Genomic DNA, 22726 nt, shown 5'->3' with positions numbered 1-22726 from the left:
TTAAGCCGCAGCTGTCGTTAGTTTGGCTTTGCGTAGATTTTTAAGCGCGATACAAGTAACTGCAGTCACGCCCGCCCCTGATGCCATGCACAGAAGTGCGAGCATTGGGTAGTTCATTGCCCCGAGTAGAGCGACCACTGGACCACCGTGAGCAACGCTGTTGGTGATGCCGAATGAGAACGCCATAACCGCTGCAGTCATTGAACCAAGTACGTTGGCTGGGATAACCGACATTGGGTCTTGAGCCGCGAAAGGAATCGCACCTTCAGAGATACCCACCAAGCCCATCGCACCTGCTGCTTTACCCGCTTCGATTTCAGAAGATTCGAACAGGTCGAACTTACGGCCAAGTCTGGTTGCGATAGCCATGCCTAGTGGAGCCACAGGAATAGCACACGCCATTGCACCCATGAACTGAGTTTGACCGCTGGCAATCATGCCGACCGAGAATAGGAACGCCACCTTGTTGAATGGACCGCCCATATCAAAGCCGGCCATACCACCAAGGACAATACCAAGCAGAACCACGTTGCCTGTGCTCATGCTGGTTAGCAGCGCAGTAAGAGCATCCATCAGCCCAGCGATTGGCGCGCCGATAACAAAGATGAACAGACCCGCGATGAATAGAGAACCAGTGATCGGAGCTATCATGATAGGCACAAGCGGTTGAACGAATTTGTGGTAGTTAAACGAGGTAATCCACTTAACGAAGTAACCCACTAATAGACCTGCGATGATTGCGCCAATGAAGCCTGTACCTGCGTCAGCGCCGTAGAATGAACCGTTGTTGGCAATCCAACCGCCAATTAAACCTGGAGTTAAGGCAGGGCGGTCTGCAATCGCGTAAGCAATGTAGCCAGCCAAGATTGGGATCATTAGGGTGAACGCAACCACACCGACTTCTAGAATTTGGTTCCACATGCTGCCAGCAGGAATTGCCATACCGGATTCACTTGGCTCGCCACCGATCGCCAATGCTAGGGCAATCAAAAGGCCGCCAGTCACCACGAATGGAATCATGTGTGATACGCCATTCATCAAGTAACGATAAAGGTCAGAACGCGCTTGTGATGCTTTTTCTACAACAGATTGATTGGTCGGCGTTTGCTCGGCTTGGTAGCTAGGTGCGTTGAGTGCTTGTTTAATCAAGCCCTGCGCATCTTTGATTGGCGCTTTTACGTTGGTTTTGATAACGCGCTTTCCAGCAAAGCGAGCCATGTCGACTTGTTTGTCACAAGCAACAACGATAGCGTCCGCACGTTCGATTTCTTCTTGAGTTGGGCTGTTTTTAACCCCGATAGAACCGTTGGTCTCTACCTTGATGTCGTAGCCAAGAGCCGCAGCGCCTTTCTCTAGTGCTTCGGCTGCTAAATAAGTGTGTGCAACGCCAGCAGGACAGCCAGTCACGCCAATGATGAAGCCTTGCTTCTCAACGTTGGTTTCGGTTGCTGATGGTTCAGGTTTGGTAAGCAGCAGTTCCAACGCCGTTTGTTCAGAGTCAGCATTCATGAAGTTTTCGATAAAACCTTCTTCAATCAGTTTTGAAGAAAGCTCTGCCAGTACTTCGATGTGATGGTTGTCGCCGCCATCGGGAGACGCAATCATAAAGAACAGTTTTGATGGCTGGCCGTCATCGGCACCGTACTCTATGCCCTGCTTGTGGACGCCGATAACAACCGCGGGTTTGATAACCGCGCTGCTTTTCGCGTGTGGTAGAGCAATGCCTTCTTCAAACCCGGTATTACCTTGCTCTTCACGAGCTTTAATGTCGGCAAGGAACTGTGCTTTGTCTGAAATTCGACCTTGTGCATAAAGCACGTCTATCAGCTCTTTGAATACTTCTTCTTTTGAATCAGCGCTAAGCGAAAGCTTAATCAAATCTTGATTGATCAATGTTGTGATCATAATGAACCCCTACTCTTTTTTATTTTGTTAGGGGTATTCTGGAATCTACTGCTTACCTTCTGTAGTGAAGAAAAAATGCATTTACTGGATGATTGATGCGTTCTAAATGGAGTGTGATTTTGATCGGTTAGTGGTGCGTTTTTCGGTCACTGTTGACAGCGATTTTGAGGGGCTTAGGCTTTTATTTATAAGGGCTGCAGCGTGTTGGGTTCTCAGAGAAATTACGTGCTATATCAGATTTGTGACTGGAGATTTATTTCCACGACTGGATTTTTGTAACCTAGATCTCAAATTGTGATTTTGCTCAATAGCACTATGTTTCACTAAGGAGTATATCTATCCACGTAGCCTTATTGCTGCCTATAAGAGTTCGAAGAATGATATTTCATGACTTAATCTCGTCTGTGTTAAATGAGCGAGAACCGTTTCATAACATCTGGTTTGCTGGAGATTTTCATACACCTTCAGCATGCAGTTATCAGGTGAACTTTCCGCGCTTAGAGTTGGTGCTAGACGGAGAGTATATAAATGAAATGGAGAGTCATGACCGTAAGATCACCAACGTTATAGCCAAAGCCGGAGACGCGATTTTCATCCCACCCAACTGTTGGAATAAACCCAATTGGGACACTGACTGTTCGGTGTTGAGCATGCTATTTGGTCGTCGTCAGTTGGGTTTAAGTTTGGTGAGTAAGCGCAAAGGCGAGGAGAGTTTTTACGATATCCAAAAGCACAGTATTCAGACTCGCTCTGGCTTTGCGATTGATAACATTCTAGAAGCGCTCAGCTCGTTAGCGAGAGAGAGTAATAAGCAGCCAATGGATGAGTTATTGCTGCAAGCTCTGCTGCAATACAGCAAGGCGATGTTGGAAGCGCCTGTCGAAAAATCTCACAGCCGAGTTCAGGACGTGTATCAGGGGATTTGTATCTACATTCAAGAGAACTTCCACCGCCAAATCACCCGAGACAGCATCGCCTCGCGCTTTAGCATTTCATCGAACCACTTGTCGCGAATGTTCCGCCAACAAGGCCACATGACGCTAGCAGAATACATCACCCGTGTGCGAGTTGACCGCGCTAAATTCATGCTCAAGAAGTACAACTTCAAGCTCAATGAAGTGTCGGTTCGTTGCGGCTTCAAAGACGTGAACTACTTCTGCCGAGTATTTAAAAACCGAACCGGAAAAACCCCAACCGAATACCGTGGATCTATCTAGTCCCAAGCTATTTGATGAATCAAATAAGGCGAGATGAGATGTACATCAACAGGGCTTGCAGATCGACGCTGCTGCGGGTCTTCTGTAAACGCTCGTTGACCTGATCGTGAAGCAGATTTCTGGTTAGGTTGGTAGCTGCCACAATATGCTCTCGTTGTGGTTTGGTTGGTAGCACTAAAGCGATCGCAACGTGTACTTCGCCGATACGTGATGCCCAATCAATCGGGTCGTCACTGACGATGACCGCAATCGAGAGATCTTGAGTCGATTCAAACATCACATGTGGCAGAGCGATCCCCGGTGACACGCAGGTAGAGGAGCGTTCTTCTCGTTTAATAAACGCCAGAATCAGTTCATCCGGATCTTGTGGATACACCAGATGAGCGAGCCCTTTTAGGCATTCAAATTTAGTCAGTTGGGTTTGAGCTTTAGCATGATGCCAATTGATCTCACAAGGTGGACATATCTGCGGCATGCGCTGGATTAGATCTTTGGAGAACTCATGATTCACTTGCGAACCAACCATAGCGTAATGCTCGGCAACCACGTCTTTAAGAACGAAACAGGCCAGCTCTGCATCAATACCCACAGCGGTAATCTGACACAAATCCCCTCGGAGTAAACCCACTTGTAACATCGCGACAGACTTGGAGAGATCGGCGGTTCGGTTTTGAGTGATGTTGATAATACGGATGGTACTTTTGAATTTCTTAGCCAAGCGGCTAAGTGGCTGCGCGACGTGTGAGTTCGCGGCAGGATCGTCAACGAAGAAGGTAATCTGATATTCATTCATGAAAGGTTTAAGCTCGACAATGCTTAATAAAAACCTTGTCGACGCTTAACAGCACCTCTTCCATAGGAATGAATAAGGTTTTAGCTGGGTCGAATCGGCTTGGTTGTTCAATGTCGATATCAGAGACGATCAACACTTTGTCTGCGAGGGTAATGTCCTGTGCAGAGAGCAAGTTTTCAATACCCATAGCGCCTTGTGTTTCAACTTTAATTGAAACGTTGAATTTAGGGGCAGTTTTATTTAATGCATCAGCTGCCATATAGGTGTGTGCAATGCCTGTAGGGCACGCAGTTACCGCTACAATTCTCATTATTATTCTCGGCTTAATCTCGTCCCTTATTACCTTTCATAAGTTACCTTGCAAAAGCTATCTTGCATGGGAAATCCAGTATGGAAAGCTCGCATAGGGGAGGGGCGATATTGTTATGGGTTCTGTGGATTTTATGGATTGGCGTTTTTTATTCCAAGGTGGACGTCACACTATGAGTCCTTGGTTACAATAATCCAGTTAATGCACCTTTCGTCCTATATATTGAGTGCCCTCACACCGTTAATCTTTTCATCTTATTAACATCGAATTTTAACTTAGGTCGGAAGAACCTAATTACTTCAGTCTGAAATCAGGTGAGGCAGATCAACATATGGATATCACTGACATTATCGAGCCCGAGATTATCTGCTTGGAACTACAAGCAGACTCTAAACAGGCGGTATTTGAAGAGCTAGTCGAGTTACTTGATCGTGCCGGTAAGCTCTCTAATAAAAGTGAATTCCTTGATGACATTTGGAAGCGTGAAGCCATAGGTAACACGGGCTTTGACGATGGTATCGCTATTCCACACGCGAAAAGTACCGCCGTTGCTAAACCTGCCGTCGCGGTAGGTATCAGCCGAACGGGCATTGATTATGGTGCCGATGGCGGTGAACTGTCGGATGTGTTTTTTATGCTCGCTTCACCAGACAACAATGACGACCACCATATCGAGGTACTGGCTCAGATCTCGACCAAATTGATTGAAGATGACTTTGTTACAAAATTAAAGGCAGTCGAGTCGGTTGAAGAGGCTCAAGAGCTGTTTCTCGAAGCCAATTCTGAATCGTTCGATAGTTATGCCTCAAGCCATCATGAAGTTTACGTCGAGCCACTTAGCCCTTGGGCGCAGTCGCTGAATCGCCTTAAAGAGCACTTGTTATACGGCACCTCACACATGATTCCCTTTGTGGTCGCGGGTGGTGTTTTGTTGTCTTTGTCGGTGATGATTTCGGGCCATGGTGCTGTGCCTGAAAGCGGCGTGCTGGCAGACATCGCACAGATGGGTATCGCAGGCTTAACTCTGTTTACTGCCGTTCTAGGCGGCTACATCGCGTACTCAATGGCTGATAAACCCGGTTTAGCTCCAGGCATGATTGGTTCTTGGGTGGCGGTGAATCAATACAATACCGGCTTCCTCGGCGCGATTGTGGTCGGTTTCTTTGCCGGTTTTGTGGTTAATCTACTCAAGAAGATCAAACTGCCAGACAGTATGATCTCGTTGAGCTCTATCTTCATCTATCCACTCGTCGGCACTTTCGTCACTTGTGGCGCGGTGATGTGGGTGATTGGCTCTCCGATAGCTCAAGTAATGCTTGAGATGAACCAAATGCTAACGGGTATGGCAGGTTCTGGAAAAATGGTGCTCGGCAGTATTTTAGGCGCTATGACGGCCTTTGATATGGGTGGCCCAATCAACAAGGTCGCAACGCTGTTTGCTCAAACGCAGGTAAATACCCAGCCTTGGTTGATGGGTGGCGTTGGCATTGCGATTTGTACGCCACCACTGGGCATGGCTCTGGCGACTTTTATATCGCCGAAGAAGTTTAAAAGAGACGAACGCGAAGCGGGCAAAGCGGCGGGCATCATGGGAATGATCGGTATTAGCGAAGGTGCTATTCCATTTGCCGCCGCCGATCCTGCACGTGTTCTGCCTGCTGTCGTGGCTGGTGGTATTGTCGGTAACGTGGTCGGCTTTATGTTCCATGTGGTCAACCATGCGCCATGGGGCGGCTGGATTGTGCTGCCTGTGGTGGATGGCAAGATTGGCTATATCATTGGCACACTCGCGGGAGCACTAACAACGGCTTTAATCGTGATACTGTTGAAAAAGAATGTGGTCGAAGGTGAGGCTCGCTCTAACCAGTTTGCGGGTGGTTCGGTGACAGAAGAAGGGCAAGCGGATGTACTCGCGATCACTTCTTGTCCGTCTGGTGTTGCCCACACTTTCCTAGCGGCTAAGTCTTTGGAAAAGGCGGCGCATCATCTTGGGGTTCGGATCAAAGTCGAAACACAAGGTGCCAATGGGATAGGTAACCGCATCACACAAAAAGACATTGAAAGGGCGAGGTTGGTGATCTTTGCTCATGACGTGGCGATTAAGGAAGTCGAGCGCTTTGCGAATGTGAAAACCTTAGATGTCAGCACCAAAGAGGCGATGCTTAATGCACAGGCGCTGATCATGAGAAAGGTATAACCCTTAAACACTAAAGTTAATCATCTATAAAGTTAAGTAGATCAAAACTAAAAAGACTCCGCTCTAGCATTTGGCTAACAGTGGAGTCTTTTTGTATGGCTTCTAAAACAAGCTCAGCTTTTAGAAAGGATGATACTTAAATACGTCTTCAACCATTGAGTTAAGTAAATCGATGTCGTCACAGGTTTTCGCGTAGGTACGCAGGCCTGCGATCTGAACTTGAACATGTCGAGCAAGTTGAGTCGGTTCACGCTCTTTGCTGATCTCACCAAGATCTTGTGCTTCGGTAATCAGCTTGGCGAATTCACCTTCCATGATCTTCAGTGATTTCTTCGCTTCTTCTAATAACTCGGCGTGCTCACCGGTCAGTTCTGCGACCGTTTTTGCCAGCATACACATGCCGTTTGGCGCACTCTGTTTTGATTCGACAACGGCACGTTTTACGAAGTTTTCCAGCGCTTTGATAGGCGAGTCTGTTTCGCTGCGGAAACTGTTCAGATTGAGGATACCAAGTTCGGTATAGCGAGCCAGCGTCTCTTTAAACAAACCTTCTTTGCTGCCAAAAGTCGCGTAGATGCTACCCGGACGCATATCTATCACGTCTTGCAGATTACGCATAGAAGTCGCATGAAAGCCTTTTTCCCAATACAGGTTCGTTGCTTTATCTACTACATCCTGTCTATCGAACTTCGCGGTCTTGGCCATAACATCTACTTCATTAGTCTGAACATATGTTCAATATTTTATGCTGAACGTTCGTTCCAGTAAAGGTATGTTTTGCTCGACTTAATTGCCGGTCTTGCACCTTACTGGTGCATAAGGCGCTTGATTGAATGCAATTTATGACGAGCTTTGACTGCTTCTACGGTGAAATATTTCTCAATGTCTGATGAAGGCTAGTCGTCGACAACTTCGACGGTTTTATGTTGCGCACCGTAATAGGTGCCTTCGTCGATGGTGTACATCAAAGTTGCTTCACATTCAGGGCAGTCGAACTCTTCATTGGGCTCGATGGCTTCCTCTTCTACCCACTCCCATCCAATGTGTTCTTCGCAAGCTGGACAGTCCATAAATACCTCAGGTTATGCTTTTTAGTTGATTGAATTGTTAACTTTTCGGGGCGGCATTATACATAGTTGCTGCTTAATATGTAGTGAGTAATCAGCCGAACCTGAGTGTTTCCCTACCCCTTTAGTATTAATAAAAAGCGTCATTTTTCAGTCACTTGCGTCGGGAATATGTTGTTGCACGGTTTTTGTGTTCGATAAGGTTGCATAGCTAACAGATTTATAAATAAACCAATGAATTTTGTAAGGTTAAATGCTAGCGTTATCGATTGCCGATAACATGGCACGGTAATTGATAAAACTAAAGATTATATGATCTTAGTAAAAGTACACCGTTTTAGAAGTGTGTCTAATTACATTACAGATAAAGATTCGTTAGCTGCTAGGAAATAACAATGAAATTAACCGATATGTCTTTTAAGCAAAAAATCATCGCTTTGCTTATTTTACCGATCTTAGGGTTTCTATGGCTGAGTGCTTCTACGATTTCTAAAAGCGTAGAAACGACCAGCGAAATGTCGTCATTAAACCAACTGACTCGTTTGTCGGTTGTGTACAGCGAACTTGTACATGAGCTACAAAAAGAACGCGGTATGACGGCAGGTTTTATCGGCTCACAAGGTACGAAGTTTGTTAGTGAGCTGCGAGCGCAAAGAACAAGTGCGGATAACAGACGCAATCAGAGAGCTGAGTACTGGCAGTCTGCAGGAATCGACTTACCCCAGATCTCCCGTCTGAACACTGAAATCAGCCAAAGCCTAAATCAAATTACGTCTATTCGTAATCGTGTTGATTCTCAGTCGATCCCACTTTCAGAGGCTTTAGGTTACTACACTAAACTGAATGCAAAACTGCTCAGCGTATCAGCTTTAATTGCTGAGTTAAGCTCCGATGCTACCATCACTACGGAAACCATCGCTTATTACAACTTCTTGCAAGGCAAAGAGCGAGCTGGTATCGAGCGTGCTGTCCTAAATAACACTTTTTCTAAAAATGAGTTTGGCCCAGGTATGCTGGTTAAGTTCATCTCTTTGGTGACACAGCAAAACACGTATTTCTCGAACTTTGAAGTTCTGGGTAACCCAGACAACGTTCGCTTCTTTCAACAACAATTAAATGACCGTTCGGTCGCGGAAGTCGAGAAGCTTCGTGATGTGGCTGAATCAAAAATGAGAGGTTTTGATGTAGACCCTGTGTATTGGTTCGCGCAATCAACTGCTCGTATTGTTCAGTTAAAGAAAACGGAGAATCAACTGGCTGAATCACTTATCGCGTTGACTGAAAACAAGGCGAGTGAAGCTCAATCTGCGATGTTTGCAAGTATTGCGGTATTTGTTGCAATTACTTTCTTTGCGACCTTTGTTAGCTTTAAAGTGATTACAGACCTAACGCTCCGAGTAAAAAATCTAACCTCAGTACTTTCTGTTGTTCGTGATGATAATGACCTAACGGTGAGAGCTAAGTATTTAGGAGAGAGTGAGCTAGGGCATATCTCTTCGTCTCTCAACGAAACGTTAGAGAAATTCTCTCAGGTAATAGATAACTTGTCTCAGTCTAGCTTGACACTTGCTTCTGCAGCTGAAGAGACGGCGCAAACTTGCCAATACAACTCCAACACCTTGGTTGAGCAGCAAGACCAAATTGGTTTGATTGCGACAGCAACAGAGGAGCTATCGGCAACGGTGAACGAGGTCGCGGCTAAAACTCAGCAAACAGCAAGCTCAGCTAAATTGGCTAATGAACAATCACAAGCAGGTTTGAGCACGGTTCAGCACTCTTACCAATCGATTGAGATCTTGGCTTCTGAGATTAACGGCCTCGCTGAAAAAATCACTCATCTACACGAAAGTAGCAATAACATTAACAGCGTGATTGATGTGATTAAGTCGGTTGCTGACCAAACCAACTTACTCGCACTAAACGCAGCGATTGAAGCAGCACGTGCTGGTGAACAAGGCCGTGGTTTTGCCGTGGTTGCAGATGAAGTACGTACTTTGGCACAACGTACCCAAGAATCTACCTTGGAGATTGAAGGCTTCATTAGCTCTCTACAATCAGATGTACAAACTGCGTTTAATGTAATTGATAATAGCAAGAAGATGTCTTCAAGAGCGGTGGAGGATTCTCGAGGCGTAGAGCAGACCCTGCAAGATATTTCAGGCGCTGTGAGCGAGATATTCAGTATGACAGAGCAGATTGCGACTGCAACCGAAGAGCAAGCGGTAGTGACTCAAGATATTGCTCAGAACGTTGTGGCTGTCGAACAGAAGTCGACAGAATCTACGACCGGTGCAACCCAAATTGCTGCGACAGCGAAAGAACAAGCTGAATTGGCAACATCGCTGAAAGAGCTCTCGAATACGTTTAAGAGTTAACCTTTTAAAAACAGCCAACGGCGGTTCGATTAGAGCCGCCTTAGTAAAAACTAAAAAGCCCGTGAATCTTAGGATTCACGGGCTTTTTTATCAGCAATGTTTGGGCTAACCCATAAGCTCTACCCCATAAACCAAGAGATAAAAATCAACGCCCCAAAGCCGAATGTTGCCATCAATGCCGTGTCGCCACCGGCTGCGGTATAGCTGCCTTCAGTTTGTAGATGAGGGAAGTCAGGTCTACGAACTTTAACCACCATTGCGAGTGGGCCCCAGATAGCTAGGAACACCAGCACCATACCTGCGTAGTCCAACATGCTTACAAACTGGCTAGCGAACAGCTCGGCTAATACCAAAGGTAAGATGAAGGTTAGAGCATAAGCCAACGCTTTATTGTTGGTGACGGCATCTTTGTTTTGGTCGTAAAGCGCCATAGATACACCAAGGAAAGAGGTCACTAACGCTAGAGCTGAGAACAGTGCAATCACTACTTTTAGCCAAGCAGATTGCCCGCTAAACGCAGAGATCAACTCAGATATATTGTGGAACTGGCTGATCGCATCTGTGCCAAGGTTACCGATAATCGCGAATAACCAAGTTAGGTAGCACACTAGCGGGATCACAGAGCCTAGCAAAATCATATTGCGGATCTGCTTTTGAGTGGCTTCTCGGTTGTAGATAACCAGTGACGGGATTACCACCATAGAGGCAAAACTGGTAAAGATAACCGCACTGTATTGAACGACATCGTTGGCTGTGTAGTTGCTAGTTTGAGTTAGGTAATCCAAACGAATGTTGCTAAATAGAGAAGCAATCACAATAAACAGCATGACTACCATCATGATGAATAGTCCGCGATTCAGTTTGTCGATGTAGGATTTACCCGATACTACAATTACACCCATTAATAGGCTGAAAATGGTATAGGCAACAGATGCAGATACGTCTACGCCAACATCGAGTAGTAGTTTGTGAATGATGTCACCAACACCCAAAATATAAGCGATGAGCATGCATACCAACAGCAGGTAGAAGAGTGCATTGATAAAATGTTTCCCTTTGCTGCCCAGAGTTAGGTAAGCAACACTGCTCATTCCACTGTTGTCTTTGGTTTTTGTACACGCTTCTGCCAGCAGAAGTGCAGAGTAGGTGGTGCCAATAAAGATAAGTAGCATCAGCACCGAGCTGATCATGAACCCAAATTGGGCCAATACCATTGGGATGGCTAACATACCAGCCCCTAATGCCGTTCCCGAAAGGATTAGGGAACTGCCGAATAATTTCATATTCAAGAAAAACAACCTCTAGCTATCCAATTAGTTTTTATTTGGATTGTAAATATTTGTTGCCAAGCCTAACAAATTACTCAGTAAAATTAGGGGTTAATTTCTAATAAATTTTGATTTTTTCTAAAAAAGTTACGAAGAGATTTTTACTTGTTATTGGTGCTACCTGTATGTATTCGTCTGGTGATTTTATTTAGCGCTTGGTTAACATTTGTTAATTATTGAACGATTTAGAAGTAGATCCACTTAGCTAGTAAAAAGTATGTTTTTTGAGTGTTTTGTTTTTATTTCATCAAGTTCATATCTTACTTTTTCTAAGTCTGGTTGGGTAATGTTGGTAACTAGCCTTCTATGGTTGAAATAGGCACTTAGAGACCTTTCCAATTTGAGCTTAAGGGCGGGAAACTAGGAAAAGAGGGGCATGAAGTATAATTTCGTATTGACCTGACTATAGCTTCATAGTTTACCTTATAGATAGAAATGAGGGAGAAGTGCATGTATCGCATATCTGAATTAGCTGAACTTGTTGGCCTGAGTCGCTCCACATTGTTGTATTACGGCAAGCTAGGTTTGATTGAAGCTCAACGCCAGAGTAATGGTTATCGCCTTTTTTCTGAAAAGGATCTGCAGCGTGTTCGCTTGTTACAGCAGCTGCAAGCGGGCGGGTTAACGCTTAAAGAGTGCCAAGCCTGTTTAGATGCAAAGATAGAACGTGGCTTGTTGGAAAATCGTCTTAAGCAACTGGACGAAGAGCTTGTGCAAAAACAACGTTCACGAGATTTATTAGCAGCAATGCTGGGTGAGAGCGGCTTAGAAGAGTGGCATGAGTCGATGGACAAGATTGCGCCAGATGCACACCTCGATTGGTTAATTAAGCAGGGTTTTGATGAGAAACAGGCGCTGCGATTGAAGTGGTTATCGAAAGACATGAATGAACATGAACAATATATGGCGGATTTTGGCGCCATCTTCGAGGGTTTAGAGCGCTTAGGACCTGGAACGGCTGAAGATACCTTAGAGGCATTTGTCAAAGTGCCTAGTTCACCGGAACAGGTACTTGAGATTGGTTGTGGCAAAGGCATTGCAACAACTGTGTTAGCGAGAGCCATTAAAGAACATCAAGCGGATGTGCAGATAACAGCGGTAGACAACGATCAACCTAGTTTAGATATTCTGACTCAGCAAGCACAGGCATCTGGCTTAGAAAGTAATGTTCAAACCGTGTGCGCAAGCATGATGGATTTACCGTTTGAAGCGAAGTCGTTCGACCTGATCTGGTCAGAAGGCAGTGCCTACATCATGGGTGTCCAGAAAGCACTTAAACAGTGGCGAAAGTTACTTACTGATGACGGCATATTGGTCGTGAATGATTTGGTGTGGAACACCGAGAACCCGAGCGAACCTGTCAAAGCATTCTGGCAGAAAGAATACCCAGACATGACGACGGTACCTGAGCGAATTAAACAAGCAAAAGCAGAGGGTTATCAAGTATTGGATGACTTCGCGATGAGCGACACCGGTTGGCTCGCCTATTACCTGCCTTTACAAAAGCAAGTCGAGGCTTTGAAAGCGACGATGCCGAATTCTAAAGCGCTCGCAGATTGCGACAATGAAATTAAACAATTCTTCAATAACAGTAAACCTAAGAGTGACCTTTCAGAAGGTTCTCAAGGCTCTGGGCTGCGTGATTTTGATTATCATTTTTTTGTGTTGAAGAAAGTACATTAAGTGAAGAACACCATGAAATTGAAACAATATGATTCAAGCGAGATCGAAACGATCACTCAACTTTTTACTCAAACCTTTACGGATTCAGAAGGCGAGAACGAAGGTAAAACAGTGGGTAAGCTTGCTAACGATCTTTTAACGATCACGGATTCGACAGAGCTACTTTGCTTTGTTGCTGCAGATGATTCTAGTGAGTCAGATACGGATAGCACGATTATAGGCGCGATTATCTTTACACCACTTTCATTTGACGATGAAACGAAGGCATATTTGCTTTCACCAGTAGCGGTGAGTACTCAGGTTCAAAAACGTGGTATTGGCCAAAAGCTGATTAACTTTGGTTTACAGGTTCTTAAGGATCAGGGCGTTGAACTTGCTGTGACATACGGTGACCCTAGTTACTATTCCAAAGTTGGCTTTGGGCAAATTACCGTTGAGCAGATCCCTGCGCCATTTAAATTGAGTTTCCCTCACGGTTGGTTGGCTCAGTCGTTGATTGGCGGTGAAGTTAAAGTAACAAGTGAAAAATCGAATTGCGTTAAAGGCTTGGCTCATGCTGAATATTGGTAGTTGCTTGAAATAAAAATTGAGAAGTAGAGAAAGCCCAATAGGTGTTTCCTATTGGGCTTTGTTGTATTGATCGGATTAAGTAATTTGATTGCCTATTAATTGGCGTTTAATGCTGCCTTAAGTCGTACCAATGCATCATTTAATACTTCAGCAGGACACCCTAGGTTCAAACGGATAAACCCAGAACCTTCCTCTCCAAAGGCACAACCCATACTCGGTACAATTCCGGCTGCAATGAGTTTTTTCTCAAGCTCAGTGTCACTTATTTCCATTGCTCGGCAGTCAAGCCATGCGAGGTAAGTCGCTTGAGGTTTTACAAAGCGAACATTAGGTAGTTCTGCTTTCAAGAATCCATGCAGCGTTTCGATGTTGCCTTGCAAATATTGCTTTAAGTCCGCTAGCCAAGTATCACACTCTTGATATGCCGTGGTCGCAGCGGACATTGATAGGTTGTTGAAGCAATCCATGCCATGAGCATCTAAACGGCGAACAAACTGCTCTTTCAATTCTGCATTTGGAATGATGAAGTTAGAGATTCTTAATGATGACAAGCCAAAAGTTTTACTGGCCGCAGTCGCCACAATAAGTTTGTCGGTTAGCGAACTTGGTAGTTTCAATGTTGAATGGAATATGTTGGATGCTAGCGCTAGGTCGCTCCAAATTTCATCACTGATCAGCCACACATCGTGTTTTTTACACAGCTCTGCAACTTGCATTATTTCTTGCTCGTTCCATGCTCTGCCTGTAGGGTTATGAGGATTACAGAAGATCAACGCCTTTGCACCACTAGCAAAGCAGTCTTCCAAGTGAGCAAAATCAAGCTGGTAGTGACCATCAGATTCAATCAGTGGGTTGTTCAAAACCCTGCGGTCATTCAGTTCGATGATCTTACGAAATGAACCATAGCCTGGGCTTTGAATAACGATCTGGTCATTCTCTTGAGTGAGCATTTGCAGCGCCATTGCGATACCCGGTAACACACCATGTATCGTGGTTATCCACTCTTTTTTTATTTCAGTGTCATGTTGGTTTCTAAACCAATCAATCACAGCTTGGTAATAGTCATCCTGACGTTCTGAGTACCCAAAAATACCATGAGCGATATCTTGAGCTAAACGGTCGAGTACTTGCTGAGGAGCTTGGAAATCGTAGTCAGAGACCCACATTGGCAATAAGTCAGACCCTTCCAATCCTAGCTTCTGTTCCATAAAGTCCCACTTTACCGACCCTGTATTTCGGCGGTTAATCGTATTGTCGAAAGAATTCATATGATGTGAGCCTTACTTAATGCTGTGAGCTAGAGAAGTTTCTGCGGAGTCTTCTGACTGTTCTGGTTTTGCAGGGGCGATACCAAACCCAGTGAAGCCATAAATCAGAGCGAAAACGACACCGGTGTAACATTGGATTGCCCAAGGTAGGTAATCTAGCGTCGCTACACCTAGTGTGCTTGCCATGTAAATACCCGCAGCAGTCCAAGGAACCAGTGGCTCAATAATCGTGCCCGCGTCTTCGATGGTTCTTGATAGGTTTTTAGTATCTAGCCCCATTTTACGGTAAGCGTTTTGGAACAATTCACCTGGAATAAGAAGAGCTAGTTTGCCATCTGATGTCGTGAAAACTACGGTAATAGTCGCGATCACTGTTGATGCGATAAGCTGTCCTGTTGAGTGGATAAGATGCAGGAAACGACCCAGTACCACATTTAACGCGCCCGTCAGGCTTAAAATACCAGCGAAAGAGAAGGCACAGAACACCAGTAGAATGGTGCTCATCATTGAGAACAGGCCACCACGGTTAAGCAGTTTTGATACGTCTGGGATTAGCCCATCAGTCACTGTTCCTTTTGCTTCAAACAATGAAACATTGAAGCCGTCGACATAAGCTTGGAAGCCTTGTTGTAGAGAGAATCCTTGTAGAACCATTCCCAGTACAATCGCTAGTGCTGAAGCTCCTAACATTAGTGGTAGAACGGGTTTCTTAGTTAATGCACCCCATAGGATCATAACTGGTGGGATGATAAGGAAGATACTGAAGTTATAAAGGCTATCTAGCCCCGCAAGGATTTGCGTTACTTTCTCTGGCTGACCAATGTTTGCCACATCAGCGCTTTGTCCTGCAAAGAAGAAGACAACAGAAGCAATCACAAACCCCGGTAGTGTTGTGTAAAGCATGTGCTGAATGTGTTCGTACAGTGTGGTGCCTGAAACGACAGGTGCAAAGTTTGTGGAATCAGAAAGAGGCGAGATCTTGTCGCCAAAGTAAGCACCAGATACAACAGCACCCGCTGCGGCAGCAAGTGACACGTCTAAACCTGCCGCAACCCCCATCAATGCAACACCAACCGTACCTGCAGAACCCCATGAAGTACCAGTACATACCGAGACGATAGAAGTTACGAAGAATGCGGCGATCAGGATGTATTCAGGACTGATGACTTTAAGCCCCCAGTAAACCATGTATGGGATGGTGCCGCTGATCATCCAACTGGCAATGAGGCCGCCTACGGAAACTAAAATCAAAATGACGGGCATGGCTTTAGCAAGTTTCTCAACAATGGCGTTGATGATGTCATCCCAGTTATAGCCCATTTTCCAAGCAATGCATGCAGTGAAAGTTGCAGAAATCAGTAGTAGCACTTCAATGCGAAGTCCTAAAAAACCGTATCCAATAGCAAGCAACGCAAACATAACGGCTATAGGTGCTAGTGCTAATCCGAACGATGGTAGAGGCTTTGAGTTATTCATATTTGTTGTCCTCAGGTGAATGTAGGGTTTGTTCGGAGTGGATAATAAGTGGGCTCTAGCATTGAAAGTGAGACTTCAATACTGTTTTCATGTAAGCGGTTACATGAGGTTCGTACATGAGATTTCGGTCACGTTTTGTCTAATTTTAGCGCTTGATTGGCTTAACGGTCTGCCTTTCAACCAAGGTTGTTTCGAATTTATGTTGTGTTGGCGGTACGTACCCCGCTGACTTTAACTTAATTGCGAGGTTGGCTGCGTAGGTCGACATTTCATCAATAGGATTGTGCATTGTGGTTAATCGAGGATAAAGGTAGCGAGCGAGTAAGACGTCATCAAAGCCGATCACCGAAATATCGTTGGGTACAGAGATACCTTGGTCTTGCAGGCTGGTCATTAAGCCTGCGGCCATCACATCATTAAAGGTGACAGCTGCGGTAACCTCAGGACATTGACTCGCCAAGATGTCGCCAGCCGCTTCACCGCCTGACTCACTAAAGTTTTGGCTGATGATCCAGTTGGGTTGTATTTCGATATTGGCCGCTTTCATGGCCTCTCGGTAGCCTTCCAATCGATCGGTTCTGTCTTGAATGGGCAGGTCGCTGGACACATAAGCTATTTTTCTGTGCCCAAGCTTGATCAGGTGTTGCACTGATACTTGAGTACCTAGTCTATTGTCTACCCATACTGAGCGGTTCGATACTTGGGCGATGGTGCGGTTGAGTAGTACCATCGCGGGTAACTGAGCGGTGTAGCGTAATAGCGTCGCGTCATCGAGCATTTTTGAGTGAACCACCATCGCCTCGCAGCCTTGGCTGATAAGAAAGTCGAGACCTTCTTTCTCGCGCTGAGCATTGTGGCCGCCGCTAACTACAACCAGTTGATAGCCGTTGGTGCGGGCAACTTCTTCAACACTTTTTGCAACTAGTGCAAAGAAAGGGTCAGCTAAATTGCCGGTTAATAAACCTAAGGTGTTGCTACTTCGATTCGCCAGAGCGGTTGCTCGTGCATCACGATGGTAATTGAGTTCTTTGATTGCTCGTTCTACACGTTCTAACGTGATTGGTTCGACATAGCAGGTACGGTTCATTACTCGTGAAACGGTTGCTGTTGAAACTCCGGCAAGTGCTGCTACATCTTTGATAGTTGCCACGTCGGACTCCGCTAGGCATAGAAAGGCTGCGAGTGTAGCGAATCTTTGCTGTTGAAAATGTTAATAAGGTCAAACCTTATTAATGATTATCACGGTATCTAGGGCAGGCCTGACACTCTCTAGTGTGTATGCTTAGCGATTATCTTCGCTAGTGTCACTACCCCTTCTTTCCACTCTTTGCTCTCTTCAATATTGGCGACAGTGAAGCGAAGGCAATGTTTATATTGGTCATTCGTCCCAAACACTGTGCCGGGTAAAATCCCCAACTTATGCTTTAAACAGTCTTGATAGACCGCGTAGCTATCGACTGACTCAGGCAGTGTTATCCAGTTTAAAAAAGAGCCTTCAGGTCTTGATAAGTGGTAGCGCCCGACAAGGTGAGGGTGGCTATCTAATGCTTGAATTAAAAGGCTTTGGAATTGCTTTTGATTGGTTTGGTAAAGCCGTTTCATTTTCGAAAGGTGACTGCGGTATTTGCCTGTGGTGAGGAACTGCCCCACTGCCGATTGCATCAGGTTTGAGCTGCCCATGTTGTCGCATAAAAGGTACTTTTCGACCAAAGGTTGGTAGCGCCCGGACAGCAACCAACCGATTCGCAAGCGTGAGTCTAAGGTTTTAGACAATGAGTTGACGTAGATAACTCTATCTTGATCATCAAGCTCTTTGAGGCTGGCAATTGGTGCGTCAAACGCTAAGCTGCCGAAAACATCATCTTCGATAATAGGCAAAGATCCGGTTATCTCCAACAAGGATTTTCGATTAGCAAGAGGCATTCTAGAGCCTGTCGGGTTGGTAAAGTTTGGCGTTAGCAGTAAGGTTTTCACTTCCCATTTGTCTAACGCGCTCTGTAGTGATGGAATATCAATACCGTGGCTAACACTGCTTGGAATTTCAAGGACTTGCAAGCCAAGCGATTCAAGTAAAAGTAGATTACCGAAGTAACATGGTGACTCGACGGCCACTATGTCGCCGGGCTTGGTGAGCGCACGCAGAGCCAGGCTGATCGCCTGTTGAGCACCATGAGTAATCGCAATCTCTTTCGATCCCGCAGGCACACCAAGATCATGGGTGATCTTTAACAACTGCTTTACTAACTGCTCGTCTCCAGGAGGCAGTTGGTAATAACCGGGAAGCTGAGTTTGCAAACGGCTATGCCGACCGATTTCGGCGTACAAGCTACGAATCGCAGGGTTGTTGATGTTCGGGTGTGCTGAGCCTGCCAGCAACTTCAGACGACCTTTTGGACGAGAGAGTACAGACTTGGTGACCGACAACAGGTCAACTTTTTGAGGTTGGTTTGGCGAATCCCAGCTTGTGGTGTTGGGTGCTTTCACGCGATAGCCAGATTTAGGTACTGAGTAAACCCAGCCTGTCGCTTCCAGTTCTTGGTAGGCACGAATCACGGTATTTTTACTCACGCCAAGCTGTTCGCTTAACTGACGAATTGAGGGAAGGCGATCGTCTGGATGAAAGAGTCCTCTATCGATCTGAGCCTTAATATGTTGTTCGGTAGCAAGGTATTTATTGCCGCTGACTTCTGCTTCCACGTTATTCTCCCTCGTGCTCACTTTTAATCTGTAACCATTTAAAGTGTTATATCTGTGTCTTTATTAGTTATCTGTACCCAACTAAGGTAGCAGCATTGATGAAGAGTTGACCAGAGGTTTGTAATGCTGATTAAAATGATTCCGTTTGTGTTTGTAATATTGTGGTCGTCAGGCTTTGTCGGCGCGCGTCTTGGTGTGGAATACGCCGAACCCGCAACATTACTTTCACTGAGGATGGTAGCCAACGTGGCGCTGTTCTTGGTTTTGATTGCAATCCTTAAGCGTCGTATCCCTCGTGGTCGCGCATTCTTCCACGCTTGTGTGGTTGGCATCTTGATTCATGGTTTCTACCTTGGTGGCACCTATCTGGCGATTGATATGGGTATGCCCGCCGGGCTGAGTTCTCTACTTGTTGGTTTGCAACCGATTCTTACCGCATTGATTATGATCAGCTGTACTTCGCAGCGTTTTAATTTTGCACAGTGGTTGGGATTAGCGCTTGGTTTTACGGGTATCAGTTTGGTGTTGATGGGCAATATTGAATGGCAGTCAGACGACCAAAAAGGCTTGGCAACGTTATTGTGTTTGGTTTCTTTAGTGGGTATTACCTGCGGCACTCTGTATCAGAAGCGCTTCTGTCAGGGGACGGATATGGTCGGCGGTGCGATGGTCCAATATTTGGCTTCTGCTGCTCTGTTTCTACCGTTCGCAATGCGCTACGAAACCATGCAAGTGAACTGGACTGTAGAATTCACGTTGACTCTAACCTGGCTGGTGGTTGTTCTGTCTTGTGTTGCCATCCTTTTGCTGCTTTACATGGTAGAGCACGGTGCATCTTCAAGTGTGGCATCGGTGTTTTACTTGGTGCCACCGACGACAGCAATTCAAGCCTGGCTCATCTTTGGGGAATCGTTCGACTTCTACGGGGCAATGGGCTTCGCGTTGTCAGCAACAGCTGTGTATTTGGTGGTGAGGAAGCCGGAGTTAATTAAGGTCCGCAGACGAACAGCGTTAGAGAGGTAGTCTGTATAGCAAACTAATTCTACTTAAAGCTGATTACTAGAAACAAAAAAGAGCCTGAATATTCAGGCTCTTTCTGTATCAAATATTGGCTAGCGACTTTTTATTAGCGCTTCATCAAGCAAGCGTATGCCGTAGTAAACGGCGCTTCTTGGTATTGTTTAAGGCCAGTTTCTTTGAACTTCATCATTAGAGGGTTACGTTTAAGGCTCTCTTTGATGTCAGCCGGTGATACAACGGTTACATCTAGGCCGTCGATCAGCTGAATTGCCGCTTCAAGTTTGAAGCCGAAACCACCGCCAGCAAATTTGCCTTTAGTTTGGCGCTGACGAATTACAACTTTATCTACTTGGTAATCTTCCATTAACTTTGCAAAAGAGAATTGAAAGTCTTTCATATTCTGTGTGTCGTTTGCGTCGCTAATTGAAACTTTAGAAACTCGGCAATCAGGAATGTTAAATACACCATCTGATAGAGAAAGAAGACAGATGACTGCATCGTTACCTTTGATTTCAACACCACAAATTTTCATGTTCTTACCTACTTATTTTAGAGCCCTACATTATGGTGTTATTTCTCACACTTCTCCAGTATTTGCGTGTATCAGCGGAAAATAAGTCTAAATCAGAGCATGCCTTAACGTTTGGGAGTTGAGCTATAGTCGAATAATCACCACGAAATTTGACGATATCGTTTGCTATGAGATGAGGCTCACAAATCTTTAGCGAGACTTCATATGTGTGCTGTATATTGCGCGCGCATCCCTATTTGAAGTGTGGTTATTAATCCCAATGAATATCAATAATCTTTCGATTAAGAGTAAAATCGCGATCCCGCTGTTTGTGATTGTGATTGTTTTTTCTACTGTTACTGTGCTCAACGTTATCAGATCAAATGCTCAAGCTGCGATTAATAACGAGCTCAATAATGTGGTTCAGCCAGTCCTAGATAACCTAGAAGATGGCTACCGAGATATCTACCAGATTATCGCTTCGGCACAAGGTCTGTTGCTTGCTAAAGACCAAGCGGCGATCGAGTACCAAAAGTTTGAATTTAAAGACAACGCTTACAAAGCGGTTCCTCGTTTTCAAAGTGTTGAAACCTTATATAAAGCGGGCGTGTTGGATCCATCTTCACGTGATGAGTTATCAAAGCTTGTTAATGCGATGAGCAAGTGGGTGGCACTGCACGAGCCAATGTTCGCTGATCCAGCAAACGCAGACCAATACAATATTGATTACTCACCTGCATTAGATGCTGAGTTTGCAACTATTCGTAAGCAACTGCGTGATATCCGAACTCTGATTGAACTGAAGCAGAAAGAGCTTCGCCAACAAGCCGACGATTCGATTGAATCAAGTAAGTTGATCATTGAAGTGGGTATGGCGGTTGCTATCTTAGCGGCGTTGTTTGCGATGTGGCTGTCGAATCGTTTTATTATTCGTCCAATTCAAAATGTCGAAAAAGCGATGAGCGAGATTGCTTCTGGCGACGGCGATTTATCACAGCGTATGCATGTTGAGGGCAATGACGAAATTGCACGTTTGAGCTCTGCGTTTAATCAATTTGTCGGTAAGATTCACGTGACAGTTGAGCAAGTTATCTTAGCGTCAAATGCGGTTCGTTCAGAGATGGAAAACATCAAATCATTGACTCAAAGTGTTGCTCTTTTCTCTGCTAATCAACAACAAGAAAGTGAAGTAGTGGCTGCGGCAGTACATGAAATGCAAGCGACCAGTGAAGTGGTCAGCGGTAACGCACTGGATGCGGCCACAGCAAGCAATGTAGCAAACCATGAAGTGGAATCTGCGGATACTACATTAGGTTTAACTGTCACTTCAATTGAGCGTTTAGCGCAAGATATTGAAAATGCGGGTGGTGTGGTTCAAGAGTTGGATACCGATGTGAAGAACATCGCTTCTATTTTGGGAGTTATCAAAGGCATTGCAGAGCAAACCAATTTGTTGGCATTGAATGCGGCGATTGAAGCGGCACGTGCGGGTGAACAAGGTCGTGGTTTTGCGGTTGTGGCCGATGAAGTTCGTGCGCTTGCGAGCAAAACTCAAGACAGCACCGGTGAAATCCAATCAATGATTGAACGCTTAGAAGTGGGTGCGAAACACGCGGTTGGCGTGATGACTGAAAGCAAAGTGAGTGGTGAGAAAACCATTATTCAAGCCGGAACGGCGGCGTCTTCCTTGAGGGAGATTCGTAACTCAATTGGCAAGATGAATGAGATGAACACGCAGATTGCCACAGCGGCTTCCCAGCAATCTCAAGTGTCGGAAGAAGTGAATCAAAACGTCCAACGTATCGCAGAAAGCACCGTGCAAATGGTAGAGATGGCGAGCAGTGCTGAGAACGCATGTATGGCGTTGGCAGAACAGTGTGAAGCGCTTGATAACCTTGTTTCTCAGTTTGAAGTGTAATTTTCAAAGCTAGACAGACGAATATGAGGTGATACTGGTTGTTCGTTTGAATTCCATTAATCAGCGCTGAACGACAAAAAAGCCCGTGCTCAATGAAGTGACCCCGTAAAGTTGGACATTTCTGTTAAGCGGCTTTCAAGGCCTGAGTTCGATATTCTATCGGAGTCAGGCCTTTTAGTTTCACTTTTATACGTTTGGTATTGTAGTACTCGATGTATTCTTTAATTTGCTCTATCAGAGCATCTGCATCTTCAAAGCTTTGGTTGTGATACATCTCTGTTTTGAGTAAAGCAAAAAAGTTTTCAGCAACCGCATTATCCAAGCAGTTACCTTTTCTCGACATGCTTTGTGTTAACCCACTCTCCGCTACCTTTTTTTGATACTGTCGATG

General features: G+C 45.3%; 19 protein-coding genes. 7 read left to right on the top strand and 12 right to left on the bottom strand.

Annotated features, from left to right (window positions below; all coding sequences use genetic code 11):
- Positions 1-1905, bottom strand: a complete 1905-nt coding sequence (locus L4C44_RS07640; protein ID WP_428804763.1) for a PTS fructose transporter subunit IIABC — start codon at positions 1903-1905, stop codon at positions 1-3.
- A gap of 377 nt (positions 1906-2282) precedes the next feature.
- Between L4C44_RS07640 and L4C44_RS07635 the strand changes: the two genes are divergently transcribed.
- Positions 2283-3122: a helix-turn-helix transcriptional regulator gene (locus L4C44_RS07635; protein WP_215402871.1), complete on the top strand. Its 840-nt coding sequence runs from the start codon at positions 2283-2285 to the stop codon at positions 3120-3122.
- 19 nt (positions 3123-3141) lie between these two features.
- On the opposite strand, the gene L4C44_RS07630 is transcribed toward L4C44_RS07635, so the two are convergent.
- Together L4C44_RS07630 and L4C44_RS07625 are read right to left on the bottom strand one after the other, a co-directional pair.
- The gene (locus L4C44_RS07630) at positions 3142-3915 is read right to left on the bottom strand and encodes a PTS sugar transporter subunit IIA (protein ID WP_428804762.1); all 774 of its coding nucleotides are present in this window, start codon (positions 3913-3915) and stop codon (positions 3142-3144) included.
- A gap of 7 nt (positions 3916-3922) precedes the next feature.
- A complete protein-coding gene (locus tag L4C44_RS07625) occupies positions 3923-4225 on the bottom strand; it encodes a PTS fructose transporter subunit IIB (RefSeq protein WP_192891341.1) in 303 nt (100 codons plus the stop codon).
- A 331-nt stretch (positions 4226-4556) separates the two neighbouring features.
- Between L4C44_RS07625 and L4C44_RS07620 the strand changes: the two genes are divergently transcribed.
- Positions 4557-6422 (top strand): fructose-specific PTS transporter subunit EIIC, encoded by a 1866-nt coding sequence (locus L4C44_RS07620; protein WP_428804761.1) that lies wholly within the window; start codon positions 4557-4559, stop codon positions 6420-6422.
- 120 nt (positions 6423-6542) lie between these two features.
- On the opposite strand, the gene L4C44_RS07615 is transcribed toward L4C44_RS07620, so the two are convergent.
- Together L4C44_RS07615 and L4C44_RS07610 are read right to left on the bottom strand one after the other, a co-directional pair.
- Positions 6543-7127, bottom strand: coding sequence for a TetR/AcrR family transcriptional regulator (locus L4C44_RS07615; RefSeq protein ID WP_428804760.1), 585 nt, complete (start codon positions 7125-7127; stop codon positions 6543-6545).
- Between the two features lie 191 nt (positions 7128-7318).
- Entirely contained in the window at positions 7319-7492 is a 174-nt protein-coding gene (locus tag L4C44_RS07610; RefSeq protein WP_186728027.1) for a hypothetical protein, read from the bottom strand.
- Between the two features lie 392 nt (positions 7493-7884).
- On the opposite strand from L4C44_RS07610, the gene L4C44_RS07605 reads away from it, so the two are divergent.
- Positions 7885-9864, top strand: a complete 1980-nt coding sequence (locus L4C44_RS07605) for a methyl-accepting chemotaxis protein (protein WP_428804759.1) — start codon at positions 7885-7887, stop codon at positions 9862-9864.
- A 119-nt stretch (positions 9865-9983) separates the two neighbouring features.
- Here L4C44_RS07605 and L4C44_RS07600 read toward each other — a convergent pair whose 3' ends face one another.
- Positions 9984-11147, bottom strand: coding sequence for an amino acid permease (locus tag L4C44_RS07600; RefSeq protein WP_146490371.1), 1164 nt, complete (start codon positions 11145-11147; stop codon positions 9984-9986).
- Positions 11148-11642: 495 nt separating this feature from the next.
- Here L4C44_RS07600 and L4C44_RS07595 point away from each other — a divergent pair, with 495 nt between their 5' ends.
- Both L4C44_RS07595 and L4C44_RS07590 read left to right on the top strand, forming a co-directional pair.
- The gene (locus L4C44_RS07595) at positions 11643-12875 is read left to right on the top strand and encodes a MerR family transcriptional regulator (RefSeq protein WP_428804758.1); all 1233 of its coding nucleotides are present in this window, start codon (positions 11643-11645) and stop codon (positions 12873-12875) included.
- Positions 12876-13445, top strand: coding sequence for a GNAT family N-acetyltransferase (locus L4C44_RS07590; RefSeq protein WP_428804757.1), 570 nt, complete (start codon positions 12876-12878; stop codon positions 13443-13445).
- 95 nt (positions 13446-13540) lie between these two features.
- Here the strand turns inward: L4C44_RS07590 and L4C44_RS07585 are convergent, their stop codons facing one another.
- The 4 genes from L4C44_RS07585 to L4C44_RS07570 all read right to left on the bottom strand — a co-directional run bounded on the left by L4C44_RS07585 (position 13541) and on the right by L4C44_RS07570 (position 18886).
- Entirely contained in the window at positions 13541-14713 is a 1173-nt protein-coding gene (locus tag L4C44_RS07585; RefSeq protein ID WP_428804756.1) for a MalY/PatB family protein, read from the bottom strand.
- Positions 14714-14725: 12 nt separating this feature from the next.
- The gene (gene nhaC, locus L4C44_RS07580) at positions 14726-16189 is read right to left on the bottom strand and encodes a Na+/H+ antiporter NhaC (RefSeq protein WP_428804755.1); all 1464 of its coding nucleotides are present in this window, start codon (positions 16187-16189) and stop codon (positions 14726-14728) included.
- A gap of 145 nt (positions 16190-16334) precedes the next feature.
- Positions 16335-17339, bottom strand: a complete 1005-nt coding sequence (locus L4C44_RS07575) for a LacI family DNA-binding transcriptional regulator (protein ID WP_019821382.1) — start codon at positions 17337-17339, stop codon at positions 16335-16337.
- Between the two features lie 119 nt (positions 17340-17458).
- On the bottom strand, positions 17459-18886 hold the full coding sequence (locus tag L4C44_RS07570) for an aminotransferase-like domain-containing protein (RefSeq protein ID WP_428804754.1): 1428 nt from the start codon (positions 18884-18886) through the stop codon (positions 17459-17461).
- Between the two features lie 123 nt (positions 18887-19009).
- On the opposite strand from L4C44_RS07570, the gene L4C44_RS07565 reads away from it, so the two are divergent.
- On the top strand, positions 19010-19909 hold the full coding sequence (locus L4C44_RS07565) for a DMT family transporter (protein ID WP_428804753.1): 900 nt from the start codon (positions 19010-19012) through the stop codon (positions 19907-19909).
- Between the two features lie 103 nt (positions 19910-20012).
- Here L4C44_RS07565 and L4C44_RS07560 read toward each other — a convergent pair whose 3' ends face one another.
- Entirely contained in the window at positions 20013-20438 is a 426-nt protein-coding gene (locus tag L4C44_RS07560; RefSeq protein ID WP_017069797.1) for a DUF3010 family protein, read from the bottom strand.
- A 259-nt stretch (positions 20439-20697) separates the two neighbouring features.
- Between L4C44_RS07560 and L4C44_RS07555 the strand changes: the two genes are divergently transcribed.
- Complete coding sequence (locus L4C44_RS07555) at positions 20698-22335, top strand: methyl-accepting chemotaxis protein (RefSeq protein WP_428804752.1); 1638 nt, start codon at positions 20698-20700, stop codon at positions 22333-22335.
- A gap of 124 nt (positions 22336-22459) precedes the next feature.
- On the opposite strand, the gene L4C44_RS07550 is transcribed toward L4C44_RS07555, so the two are convergent.
- The coding region (locus L4C44_RS07550; RefSeq protein ID WP_372271563.1) for an IS3 family transposase at positions 22460-22726 on the bottom strand (267 nt) is incomplete at its 5' end.

Origin of the sequence: Vibrio satsumensis (assembly GCF_050337435.1) — a bacterium.
In the GTDB taxonomy this organism is placed as follows: Bacteria; Pseudomonadota; Gammaproteobacteria; order Enterobacterales; family Vibrionaceae; genus Vibrio; species Vibrio satsumensis.
Note: the sequence above shows the minus strand (reverse complement) of the source record. Positions and strands in the feature narration are given on the sequence as shown.

Excerpts from the sequence above, each read along its gene's own strand:
- L4C44_RS07640 (WP_428804763.1), bottom strand. The coding sequence starts at position 1,905 with ATGATCACAACATTGATCAATCAAGATTTGATTAAGCTTTCGCTTAGC.
- L4C44_RS07635 (WP_215402871.1), top strand. The coding sequence starts at position 2,283 with ATGATATTTCATGACTTAATCTCGTCTGTGTTAAATGAGCGAGAACCG.
- L4C44_RS07630 (WP_428804762.1), bottom strand. The coding sequence starts at position 3,915 with ATGAATGAATATCAGATTACCTTCTTCGTTGACGATCCTGCCGCGAAC.
- L4C44_RS07625 (WP_192891341.1), bottom strand. The coding sequence starts at position 4,225 with ATGAGAATTGTAGCGGTAACTGCGTGCCCTACAGGCATTGCACACACC.
- L4C44_RS07620 (WP_428804761.1), top strand. The coding sequence starts at position 4,557 with ATGGATATCACTGACATTATCGAGCCCGAGATTATCTGCTTGGAACTA.
- L4C44_RS07615 (WP_428804760.1), bottom strand. The coding sequence starts at position 7,127 with ATGGCCAAGACCGCGAAGTTCGATAGACAGGATGTAGTAGATAAAGCA.
- L4C44_RS07610 (WP_186728027.1), bottom strand. The coding sequence starts at position 7,492 with ATGGACTGTCCAGCTTGCGAAGAACACATTGGATGGGAGTGGGTAGAA.
- L4C44_RS07605 (WP_428804759.1), top strand. The coding sequence starts at position 7,885 with ATGAAATTAACCGATATGTCTTTTAAGCAAAAAATCATCGCTTTGCTT.
- L4C44_RS07600 (WP_146490371.1), bottom strand. The coding sequence starts at position 11,147 with ATGAAATTATTCGGCAGTTCCCTAATCCTTTCGGGAACGGCATTAGGG.
- L4C44_RS07595 (WP_428804758.1), top strand. The coding sequence starts at position 11,643 with ATGTATCGCATATCTGAATTAGCTGAACTTGTTGGCCTGAGTCGCTCC.
- L4C44_RS07585 (WP_428804756.1), bottom strand. The coding sequence starts at position 14,713 with ATGAATTCTTTCGACAATACGATTAACCGCCGAAATACAGGGTCGGTA.
- nhaC (WP_428804755.1), bottom strand. The coding sequence starts at position 16,189 with ATGAATAACTCAAAGCCTCTACCATCGTTCGGATTAGCACTAGCACCT.
- L4C44_RS07565 (WP_428804753.1), top strand. The coding sequence starts at position 19,010 with ATGCTGATTAAAATGATTCCGTTTGTGTTTGTAATATTGTGGTCGTCA.
- L4C44_RS07560 (WP_017069797.1), bottom strand. The coding sequence starts at position 20,438 with ATGAAAATTTGTGGTGTTGAAATCAAAGGTAACGATGCAGTCATCTGT.
- L4C44_RS07555 (WP_428804752.1), top strand. The coding sequence starts at position 20,698 with ATGAATATCAATAATCTTTCGATTAAGAGTAAAATCGCGATCCCGCTG.